Consider the following 10,881-nt stretch of genomic DNA (forward strand, 5'->3'; position numbering starts at 1 on the left):
CAGCCTATTTGCAACAGTGCCATAAATGAACGGCCGCTAAGCCCGGCTTTAGACATTAATTTATCTAAAAGAAATGCTGCTCGGGGTAAATAGCCTGACTCTTCAAGCATTAAAATGAAGAAGAATAAAATCAAAATCTGAGGCATATATGCAAGCACGCTACCTGCACCAGCAATTACCCCATCCACAACCAAGCTTTTTAATAGAGGATGTTGGATTAGTGGTCCAATAAAATCACTGAGCCATGCGACAAAATTTTCAATGAATTCAATAAAAGGCGTTGCCCATATAAATACCGCCTGGAACATCACAAACATGGTTAAAGTTAAGATTACTAAACCCAATACAGGATGTAGAAAAATTTTATCTAGAAATGCGGTTCTTTTATCACCACTGTCATTATTTAAAATAACTTGTTTGGTGATTTGTTTGACCTGTTCAAAATGACTTAATTCAGAATGATAAGGAGTAATAAAAAGATTTTTTTGATCTAATTGATTAATTAAATCTTGAATTCCTTTTGTTTTAACTGCGACAGCTTCAACTACAGGGATACCTAACAGTTGAGACAGTTTATCCTTATCAATGGAAATACCACGCTTTTTGACCTCATCCATCATATTTAATACAAGAATCATAGGGCGATTTAGAGCACGAACTTCGAGAACCAAGCTCAAATGTAAGCTTAAATTTGTGGCATCTACAACGCATATAAAAATATCGGGTAGAATTTCACCTTTTAGCTCGCCCAAACAAACTGCCCTGGTGACTTCTTCATCTAAACTACTAGGTTTTAAACTGTAAGTTCCGGGTAAGTCCAATACTCGTATTGCATCACCAGAAGGTAATTTAAAAGAACCTTCTTTTCTTTCTACGGTAACCCCAGCATAGTTGGCAACTTTTTGTCGCGTACCAGTAAGCGTATTAAATAAAGAGGTTTTTCCGCAATTTGGATTACCGACTAATGCAATGTTCTTAATCTTCATTGGATACTAACTCTACAAAAATTCTTTCAGCTTCATTCTTTCTTAATGCGAATCTTGAAGTTTCAATTTGAACTAAAACAGGATCTCCGCCAAAAACACCTTTAGCGAGTACTTGTAGAGTTTCACCCTCTCTAAAACCTAATAGTTGGAGCCGTTCCAATACGGGATCAGTGGTATGACTGTATTGATTACCTTTTTTGAGATCTCTAATTTTGACGATCTGATTTTGTTTAACTTGAAATAGATTCATTTTCGATACTCTTACTTCAAAGCCAAAATCTTTCGAGCACCATTAAGCACGAATAAAGAAACCAGGATGCCAATGATTAAGTCTGGGTAAGCTGATCCCGTCCACGCCACGAGTACACCGGCAAATATAACGCCCATATTTACGACAACGTCATTCGCCGAGAAAATCCAACTGGCTTTCATATGTGCGCCATCTTCTCGATGACCAGAAATAAGATATAAGCATGTCACGTTAGCTATAAGTGCGAGCAGGCCAATAACAATCATGAGCATTGATTCTGGCTCGCTTCCAAACATGAATCGTCTAATGACATCAATAATCACGATGACAGCAAGTAATAACTGAATCCAACCTGCGAAATGGGCTGCTTTCACTTGATATTTCGCAGCTTTTCCGACGGCATATAGCGCAATACCATAAACGGCTGCATCGGCAAACATATCTAGAGAATCAGCAATCAATCCTGTAGACGCAGCAATAATTCCGCTGATGAATTCTATAAAGAAAAGTAGAGCATTAATGCCTAATAACAGTTTAAGTACTTTAGCTTGTCTCACAGGATCAGGTTCATTAGGTATATCGCCTGAAGAAAGCTGTGTTTCATCAAGTTTCGCCCCAAAACCCAGTCCTTCAAGTTTGGCCGTAATTTGCTGAATCCCTTCATTATGGAAGACTTTCAGTTTTCGATTGGGAAGATCAAAAGTAAGACCTTTAACTGCTTCAATATCTGCAAGAGCCATACGGACCATTTGCTCTTCAGCAGAGCAATCCATTTTAGGAATGGTGTAGGTACTTGTTTGCTTAGCCTGTTGATTGCTTATATAAGTTTCAGTCTTCACAAGCTTTGCACCAAAACCCAAAGCTTCAAGTTTGGTAGTTATATTTTCATCTTTTTGATTATGTAGAACCTTTAAAGACCGGTTAGGTAAATCAAAGATGAGTTTTTGAACACCATCAATTGAAGATAGCGCCATACGAACCATCTGTTCTTCCGCAGAACAATCCATTTTGGGAACTAAGTATTCACTCATGTAGTGCGAATCTTTTAAAACGTCTTCAGTGCTTAAATTTTCTTTGGGATCAGAACTACAACAGGATTGAGCGGTATCTTCACAACTGTTTGAAGTGTTACAGCAAGGGGATGAAGATTTTTTTTCTTCCTCTTCCCCACAACAGCTAAGCGTATTATTACAATTCTTTGAATTGTTTGCTTCTGCAATTGATGGATGATTTTCTTGTTGAGATTTCTTATCTTCGCATGGTGTTTCTTTACTACATCCACAACCACTCATAATTATACCCATTAAAAAAATTTATAAACTTTGAATATTAGAATCCCTATAGTTACTATAGAGTCAAGATTTTTTGGAAATACCAACTCAATGCATTTAAAAATTGGTGAACTCTCTAAAAAAACCTCATGTTCAGTATTAACAATTAGGTTTTATGAAAAGGAAGGTTTAATTCCGGAACCGGAAAGAACGGAAGGAAATTACCGCCTTTACGATGTAGGCTATGTTGAGCGAATTAAGTTTATTTTGAATTGCCGAACTTTAAATATGAGTTTGAATGAAATTCGTCAATTACTCACCTATAAAGATAATCCCAAGAAAAATTGTTCAGATGTGAATGAATTAATTGACTTACATGTCAGTGCTATCAGGGAAAATATAATCAAGCAACAAAAGCTTATTGAACAATTATCTGATTTAAGAGGTACTTGTGATGGCTTATGTACAATTGACCAATGTGGAGTTCTAAAAAATCTAGCTTGATTATCTAGACCTATGCTTTTTTCAAAAATTCTGTATATCTTTACTTAAGGCTGCAAAAAGTTTAAGGTTACTCAAATTCTGTGATCAGATCTTTGATAGATTTGGACAGCTTCTTATTGGTGTTTTAAATACAGATTTGTGTATGAAGAGAAAAACATTTCTAATCCAGATATTGGTACTCTTATTCACATTCCAGAATATTTGGAGTGTGGCAGAGGCTGCGTGTCTGCATGAAATGCCAAACATACCCAATTCAATACTCTCTAATCCAATCGATTTAGACGAAAAGAGTGATAGTCCTAGTCAAGCACTTTATTCCTTAGAAAACTATAAAGAAATTTATGACTATTGTCAGAAGGTTTGTTTTAACGAAAAGTGCAGTCATTTCTCAAATACAATCGTGATTCAGATTGATCCACCCGATGATTTGAAGCTTAAAGCAAATTTTGAGACCGGTATTACCCCAACTTATTTGGGAATACCTTTTTATAAATCCCCTTATCTGAATCAATTAACACCCCCTCCCGATTTTCCCCTACTATTGGTGGGGTAGTCTTATAAAAGCCCACCACTCCTAATCTCATTATGTGTGGGGCATTTCATGTCAAAAAACAAATTACATCAGGATACTTCTATCCTGAATTTATCCTGGTCAGCATTCCGTACAGGTATCTTGCTATCCGCAATGATCAGCTTGAGTACCTCTGTAGTTGCCAGTACCCAAGATTTAACGCTGCGACAAGCCATTGATCAGGTCAACCAGTATCAAGCGTCCCAAAATTTCTGGGAAACGCAAAATAGTATTAATGCCACTAATATCCAGCAAAGTAAGCTGTTTAAAAATCCTGAACTGTCAGTTGAACAAACGGGATTTGGTTCAAATAATGAAAAAGAGCTTACCATTGGCATATCACAACCCTTGGATATTTTTGGTGAGCGAAAAGCAAACCAAAAATTAGCCAGTCTCTCTACAGATAAAACAGCACTGAAGCAGAAGATTTATCAAGCGCAAATTGAGCTTGCAGTGAAATATGTATGGTCACAACTGGCCATTGCCGAACTTGAAAGAAACATTGTCAATGAACAACTTCGGGTGAGCGAAGAAAACCTTAAAGCGATCGAGAAGCGCTTTACTGCGGGCGGTATCGCCCAAGTAGATGTAAATCGCGCACGTTTAAGTCATGCTGAAAATATCCGTCTTTTTAGACAGGCCGACTTACAAGTCCAAGTGGCCACCCAACAATTATCAAATTTATGGGGAACCTCTGATAAGTCATTGCAGGTAAACCTCTCTTCACAAAAGCTCTGGCCAAAATCGACTCATCAGCAGGTTCAAGAATATTTAGCGGAAAACTACGTTGAGAAATATCGAGCTTTACTGGTATTAGAGTCTCAAGCAACGGTTGATCAACTAAGGGCAAAGGCACGTCCTAACCCCACTTTAAACCTAGGTGTCAACCGCACCCAATCCTTGGAAAACTCCACACAAAATCAATTAGTAGTCGGAGTCAGTGTACCGCTTAATATTTTCGATCGTCAGCAAAATGGCATAAAAATCGCGCAAGAAAAAATGAACTTATTAGAGCGTCAGAAAGAGTTTTATCTAAAGCAAAATGCGCTGCAAATAGGCACAATTTTAACCGAGTTGCAGGGTTTAGAGCTGCAATTCAAAGTCGTTGACGAGACTCAAATTCCTTTGGCGACTCAAGTTCAAAGTAAGACGCTACAAGGTTTCTTGGCAGGCAAGTTTGCTTTAACCGATGTTCAGCAAGCCACGCTTCAATTACAAGACATCCGTCTGCGTAAAGTCCAGTTGTTACGGGATGGCTGGCAAAAGGCCATTGAAGCAGAAAGTTTGAGCTTAGGCATTAGCCCAAGTGAAGTCATGTCGAAAGATGCTATTGCACAAATCAATCAAAACTTATGGCAAGACATACAGGCCATGCCTGTCATTGGTGGGGGAAATTAACATGTTCGATCTTAAAAACAGCTTAAAAAAACAGAGCGGAAAAATCTCTCAACCTCTACTGATTGGTTTGGTCATCGGCGCAACCGTACTACTCAGTATTTTCTTGATCTTGTCGGGTAAGAATAAATCTGAAACATCAGATGAACATGCAGAGGAAGAAGGCGCAGAGGAACATGGAAGTGAAGAAGGCAAAGAGGAACATGGCGGTGAAACCGAAGAGCATGCAGAAGGCGTGAGCCTGACGGCCAAGCAACTGGTTGAACAAGGCATACAGTTATCAGCAGTCGATCAAGGTCCGGTGGTTAAATTAAGTTCTTATCCAGCAAAACTTAACGTGAATACCGACCAGCAAGCGCATGTCTCTCCGAGTTTTAGTGGTCATGTCGAAAATGTCTATGTAGAACTCGGCCAAAAAGTTCAGAAAGGACAGTCTTTGGCCACGTTGCTTGTTCCTGATTTAGTCGATCAGCAGGCCAATCTAAAAATTGAACAAACCAACCTTGAACTGGCGAAACAGGACTTCGAGCGTGAGCGTCAGCTGTGGTCACAGGGTATTTCAGCAAAACAGGACTATCAACGTGCTTACAACAGCTATAAACGGGCGCAAATTCAGGTCCAATCGGCCCAATCACGTTTAAGTGCGTTTGGTGCTGTGAATACCAGTAACGGGCGCTATATTTTGAAAGCCCCCATTTCCGGCGTGATCAGTAAAAAGGATTTGGTGCTCGGAGAAAATGTTCAGTTAGCCGATCAGCTCTTTACTATAGACCGGTTAGATCAGCTCTGGCTTGAGTTTATTGTTCCAAATTCTGAAATTATGGGTTTAGCCCCGAATCAAAAGATCGAATTTAAATCCTTGCAAACTGAAAAGGTCTATCAGGCAGTTATCCAGACTTTAAATACTGAAGCGGATACTCAAACGGGTCGTCTTCAGGTTCGAGCAAAAGTTGAATCGAATGCAACCGAATTACGTCCAAACTTGATGGTAAACGTACTGCTGCAACAAAAGAGTGAAAGTACCGCATTACGGGTGCTTAAGTCAGCAGTTCAGAATATCGATGGAAAGGATGTGGTTTTTGTCGCCACTCAACATGGACAGAAAGTTGAATTCAGTCCGCAGCCGGTGAAATTAGGTCAGTCATCTGGGGAGAGCCAGTGGATTGAAGTGGTAAATGGGCTTAATCAGGGACAAAAATATGCCGCTCAAGGTAGTTTCTTACTGAAATCTGAAATGGAAAAAGGAGAGGCTTCACATGGGCACTGAAAATTCTCAAATATCTAATAATGAGTCAATAAAGCCTGAAGGACTGTTTGATCGACTGATCCAGTTTTCAATTCATAATGCCATCTGGGTCATGCTGTTTATTGTGGCCTGGATTGGCGTAGGCATTTACAGCTATCAAAAGCTGCCGATTGATGCCGTGCCTGATATCACCAATACACAAGTACAGATCAACACTTCTGCCAATGGCTTTACTGCTTTGGAAATGGAACAGCGGATTACCTATCCAATTGAGAATGCCATGTCAGGCATGCCGAAAATGGAACAAACCCGTTCGATTTCACGCTACGGCTTATCGCAAGTGACCATCATTTTTGAAGATGGCACGGATATTTACTGGGCCAGACAGCTTATCAACCAGCGCTTGCAAGAAGCAATGGGAGAAATGCCTGAAGATGTGCAACCTAACATGTCGCCTATTTCGACAGGTTTAGGTGAAATCTATCAATGGGTGATTAAAGCCGAACCAAATGCTAAAAAGCCGGATGGAACCCCTTATTCGGCGATGGATTTACGTGAAATTCAGGACTGGATTGTGAGGCCGCAATTACAGCGCGTGAAAGGTGTTGCGGAAATCAATAGTATTGGTGGATTTAACAAGACCTATGTGGTTGCCCCTGACCTGAACCGATTGCAGCAATTGCAAATTCCTTTGACTGATTTACAGACCGCCTTAACAGAAAATAATGAAAACCGTGGTGCTGGCTATATTGAGAAAAATGGACAACAGCTAACGGTTCGTGTTCCCGGCACTTTAAACACGATTGAAGATATTCAGAACATCAGTATTGCCAATAAAAACGGCTATCCGATTCGGGTGGCAGATGTTGCCAAGGTATCTATTGGTCATGACTTGAGAACAGGGGCTGCAACCTATAATGGTGAAGAAACTGTATTGGGTATTGCCATGATGATGATGGGAGAAAATAGCCGTACCGTTGCCCAAGCCATTGATGAAAAGGTGCAATCGATCCAGCAATCGCTACCAAAAGGTGTGGTGATTGAGACTGTGTATGACCGTACACATTTGGTTGATCGGGCGATCAAAACCGTTCAGAAAAATTTGATTGAGGGTGCAATCCTCGTCATTGTTATTTTATTTCTCTTTCTAGGTAATTTCCGTGCTGCGCTGATCACGGCTTGCGTTATTCCACTGTCAATGCTGTTTACCTTGACGGGAATGGCAGAGCAGAAGATTAGTGCAAATCTGATGAGTTTAGGGGCACTGGACTTCGGTATTATTATTGATGGTGCAGTGGTTATTGTAGAAAACTGTATCCGTCGGCTAGCAGAAGCTCAGAAGCTGAAAGGTGGTTTACTTAGCCGTTCTGAAAGATTTAAAGAAGTCTTCTTGGCTGCAAAACAGGCGCGTCGTCCTCTCATCTTTGGACAGTTAATTATTTTGGTGGTTTATCTACCTATCTTTACCCTGACGGGTGTAGAAGCCAAACTTTTCCATCCTATGGCAATGACGGTTGTACTGGCTTTAATTGGGGCCATGATTTTATCTGTCACTTTTGTGCCAGCCGCAGTTGCCCTATTTGTCACTGGAGAAGTCAAGGAAACCGAAAGTCGCTGGATGCATTGGCTTAAAACCAAATATGAATTGCTTTTAGATAAAGCCTATGAGCTTCGTTTATTTGTGACTATTGTGGCTGCCTGTATTTTAGTGCTTACGGGTGTGCTAGCCACTCAAACAGGTAGCGAGTTTGCACCTCAACTGGGTGAAGGTGATTTTGCTGTTCAGCAAATGCGTTCCCCAAGTACAGGGTTAGAACAGTCACTGAGAATGCAGGAAAATACTGAAAAGTTACTGTTGAAAGAATTTCCTGAAATTAAAGCAATCTTTGCCCGTACCGGTACAGCAGAAGTGGCCACAGATGTCATGCCACCCAACATTTCAGATGGCGTGGTACTGTTAAAACCTCATGATGAATGGCCTGATCCAAAACAAACGATTGATGAGCTTCGCCAAAGAATGATTACTTTCTTAGCGACATTGCCGGGAAATAACAGTGAGTTCTCGCAACCCATTGAACTGCGTTTTAACGAGTTAATTTCAGGGGTGCGAAGTGATGTGGGTGTCAAATTATTTGGCGATGATATGGAAATTCTGAATCGTGAAGCGAATAAGATTTCTCAGAAAATTAAATCAATTTCAGGCGCGACAGCCGTTAATGTAGAGCAAACCAGCGGCTTACCCTTGTTGAATGTAGAAGTTGATAAGTCCAGAGCCGCACAATACGGCTTGTCGGTAAGAGCAATTCAGGATCTGGTAGCTACAAGTGTCGGTGGCCAGAATGTTGGAACAATTTTACAGGGAGACAAGCGTTTTGATTTTGTGATTCGTCTAGATGACTCGCAACGTAGTCCTGAACAGTTAGCAGTACTCCCTATTCAATTGCCGAATGGAGGTTTAGTTCAACTGCAAGATGTTGCACGCGTTGAAAATATCCTGGGTATTAATCAGGTCAGCCGTGAAAATGGTAAACGTCGAGTGGTTATTACTGCAAATGTAGAAGGACGTGATTTAGGCTCATTCGTAACAGAGCTTCAGAGCACGTTATCCAAACAGGAATTACCAAGCGGTTATTGGATAGATTATGGCGGTCAATTTCAAAATCTGATGTCTGCAAAAGCGCGTATGCAATTGGTGGTTCCGCTCGCATTGTTGACGATCTTTATTTTATTGATGGCTGTATTCCATAATATCAAAGAAAGCTTACTGGTCTTTAGTGGTGTACCGTTTGCCTTATGTGGAGGCTTAATCGCGTTGTGGTTGCGTGACATTCCATTATCCATGTCAGCAGGGGTTGGCTTCATTGCACTATCGGGGGTGGCTGTACTGAATGGCTTAGTCATGCTCACCTTTATCAAAGAGTTGCGACAGCAATATGACCTTTATTATGCAACGTGGCAGGGTGCAATTTTGCGTCTTAGACCTGTGCTGATGACCGCTTGTGTTGCTTCCCTTGGGTTTGTTCCGATGGCTTTGGCAACCGGGACTGGGGCAGAAGTACAGAGACCTTTAGCAACAGTGGTTATTGGAGGAATTATCTCCTCTACCCTGCTTACATTGGTTTTATTGCCCGTACTGTACCGGTGGATGAATGAAAAGAAAGCTTCTTAATCCATTAGATTAAGCAACTTTTAGCAGAGATATTGGGTCTGTCTCAAATATCTCTGCTAATCATGGATTAAATAAGGAAAATTTTATGTCAGAACATCATGATCATAGCCATGCGGTTGTTACTGAAGGAAATAGTAAGAAATTAATGTTTGCTTTGGGTTTAACGACTACTTTCTTAATAGTAGAAGTTGTCGCTGCTTTTATTACCCAAAGTTTAGCATTACTGTCTGATGCCGCTCACATGTTTACTGATGTAGCCGCATTAGCTATTGCTCTTGCTGCTATCAAAATTGGTAAAAAAGCCGCAGATGATAAAAGAACTTTTGGCTATCAGCGATTCGAAATTTTAGCGGCTCTGTTTAATGCAGTGATGCTTTTTGTGGTAGCAATATATATTGTATATGAAGCTTATCAACGTTTTACGAACCCTGCTGAAATTCAAAGTGTTGAAATGATGATTGTCGCGGTCATTGGTTTGGTCGTAAATTTGATTTCAATGAAAATCCTTTCTGCTAGTGCTGAAGGAAGTCTAAATATAAAAGGTGCATATTTAGAAGTTCTTAGTGATGCTCTAGGATCGATAGGCGTGATTATCGGAGGAATAGTTATTTATTTTACCCAGTGGATGTGGGTTGATACCGTAATCGCTGTGTTAATTGGCTTCTGGGTCTTACCTCGAACTTGGATTTTATTAAAACAAAGTATTAATATTCTGCTTGAAGGAGTTCCTGATGAGATTGATATTGAGTCGTTAAGAAATGATTTATTGAAGCTAGAGGGCGTTGAAGGGATTCATCAGTTGAAAGTCTGGGCTATATCCTCAAAAAATATTCATTTAACTGCTCATTTGGTTGCTCCGAATAGCAATACAGATCAACTCTATCAAAAGGCCTTAGAAGTTCTAAAACATAATCATAATATTACTGAAATTACGTTACAAATAGAAAGTAAGGAATGTAATACATTGGAACAGCATAAACATTAAAGTGCTGCTCTTTCTACATAATGGACAGATGACTAGGCTGATAAACCTTACCATTTTCCTGTATTACACTTCTATTTATCACACGCACTTTAAACACCATCCTGAGACATTTTAAAATTACAAGAATGTAATTTATGAGTCCTCTGGGTGTTAATTCTTTAAAGTTAGAATATCTAACAAGTATTAAATGAGAGTAAATAAACATGCTATTCAAAAATAAATTTTGTACTAAATTACTGTTAATTAGTGCATTCTTTAGTATCGCAAGTTTTAGTTATGCAGATGGCGGCTTGTTATTTCTTGAAAAGAATTTAAAAGCTTCTAAAGTTGAAAATTCTAAACAAATGATGTGGTTCTAGGATTTTAGACCACGCCTATAAGTGATAATCTACTCCCCAATAAGCATGGGAAATGCTTGTTTTTGGAGTCAACCATGACACGAAGAAAACGTCGTAATCATTCAGCAGAGTTTAAAGTTAAAGTTGCTCTCGCAGCAATTAAAGG

The 10,881-nt window shown here is 39.8% G+C and carries 9 protein-coding genes; 6 read left to right on the forward strand and 3 right to left on the reverse strand.

Annotated features, from left to right (window positions below; all coding sequences use genetic code 11):
* The 3 genes from BFN00_RS10510 to BFN00_RS10520 form a co-directional block, all read right to left on the reverse strand.
* Window positions 1-986, reverse strand: a 986-nt coding sequence (locus BFN00_RS10510) for a ferrous iron transporter B (protein ID WP_143115426.1), incomplete at its 3' end; no start/stop codon positions are given.
* Window positions 976-1,236, reverse strand: coding sequence for a FeoA family protein (locus BFN00_RS10515; protein ID WP_004665962.1), 261 nt, complete (start codon window positions 1,234-1,236; stop codon window positions 976-978). The genes BFN00_RS10510 and BFN00_RS10515, both read right to left, overlap by 11 nt.
* 11 nt (window positions 1,237-1,247) lie before the next feature.
* Window positions 1,248-2,528, reverse strand: coding sequence for a cation diffusion facilitator family transporter (locus tag BFN00_RS10520; protein WP_071851566.1), 1,281 nt, complete (start codon window positions 2,526-2,528; stop codon window positions 1,248-1,250).
* A gap of 90 nt (window positions 2,529-2,618) precedes the next feature.
* On the opposite strand from BFN00_RS10520, the gene cadR reads away from it, so the two are divergent.
* The 6 genes from cadR to BFN00_RS10550 all read left to right on the forward strand — a co-directional run bounded on the left by cadR (window position 2,619) and on the right by BFN00_RS10550 (window position 10,377).
* On the forward strand, window positions 2,619-3,011 hold the full coding sequence (gene cadR / locus BFN00_RS10525; RefSeq protein WP_004992253.1) for a Cd(II)/Pb(II)-responsive transcriptional regulator: 393 nt from the start codon (window positions 2,619-2,621) through the stop codon (window positions 3,009-3,011).
* A gap of 142 nt (window positions 3,012-3,153) precedes the next feature.
* Window positions 3,154-3,564, forward strand: a complete 411-nt coding sequence (locus BFN00_RS10530; protein WP_071851555.1) for a hypothetical protein — start codon at window positions 3,154-3,156, stop codon at window positions 3,562-3,564.
* Between the two features lie 48 nt (window positions 3,565-3,612).
* A complete protein-coding gene (locus BFN00_RS10535) occupies window positions 3,613-4,980 on the forward strand; it encodes a TolC family protein (RefSeq protein WP_071851557.1) in 1,368 nt (455 codons plus the stop codon).
* 1 nt (window position 4,981) lies between these two features.
* Window positions 4,982-6,244, forward strand: coding sequence for an efflux RND transporter periplasmic adaptor subunit (locus BFN00_RS10540; protein WP_071851559.1), 1,263 nt, complete (start codon window positions 4,982-4,984; stop codon window positions 6,242-6,244).
* Window positions 6,234-9,392 carry an efflux RND transporter permease subunit gene (locus tag BFN00_RS10545; protein ID WP_071851561.1) on the forward strand — a complete coding sequence of 1,053 codons (3,159 nt, stop codon included), beginning with the start codon at window positions 6,234-6,236 and terminating at the stop codon, window positions 9,390-9,392. The genes BFN00_RS10540 and BFN00_RS10545 overlap by 11 nt, the downstream gene beginning before the upstream one ends.
* 85 nt (window positions 9,393-9,477) lie before the next feature.
* A complete protein-coding gene (locus tag BFN00_RS10550; protein WP_071851563.1) occupies window positions 9,478-10,377 on the forward strand; it encodes a cation diffusion facilitator family transporter in 900 nt (299 codons plus the stop codon).
* Window positions 10,378-10,881: the final 504 nt, after the last annotated feature.

Origin of the sequence: Acinetobacter sp. AR2-3 (assembly GCF_001878775.1) — a bacterium.
Taxonomy (GTDB): Bacteria; Pseudomonadota; Gammaproteobacteria; order Pseudomonadales; family Moraxellaceae; genus Acinetobacter; species Acinetobacter lwoffii_D.

Excerpts from the sequence above, each read along its gene's own strand:
- BFN00_RS10515 (WP_004665962.1), bottom strand. The coding sequence starts at position 1,236 with ATGAATCTATTTCAAGTTAAACAAAATCAGATCGTCAAAATTAGAGAT.
- BFN00_RS10520 (WP_071851566.1), bottom strand. The coding sequence starts at position 2,528 with ATGAGTGGTTGTGGATGTAGTAAAGAAACACCATGCGAAGATAAGAAA.
- cadR (WP_004992253.1), top strand. The coding sequence starts at position 2,619 with ATGCATTTAAAAATTGGTGAACTCTCTAAAAAAACCTCATGTTCAGTA.
- BFN00_RS10530 (WP_071851555.1), top strand. The coding sequence starts at position 3,154 with ATGAAGAGAAAAACATTTCTAATCCAGATATTGGTACTCTTATTCACA.
- BFN00_RS10535 (WP_071851557.1), top strand. The coding sequence starts at position 3,613 with ATGTCAAAAAACAAATTACATCAGGATACTTCTATCCTGAATTTATCC.
- BFN00_RS10540 (WP_071851559.1), top strand. The coding sequence starts at position 4,982 with ATGTTCGATCTTAAAAACAGCTTAAAAAAACAGAGCGGAAAAATCTCT.
- BFN00_RS10545 (WP_071851561.1), top strand. The coding sequence starts at position 6,234 with ATGGGCACTGAAAATTCTCAAATATCTAATAATGAGTCAATAAAGCCT.
- BFN00_RS10550 (WP_071851563.1), top strand. The coding sequence starts at position 9,478 with ATGTCAGAACATCATGATCATAGCCATGCGGTTGTTACTGAAGGAAAT.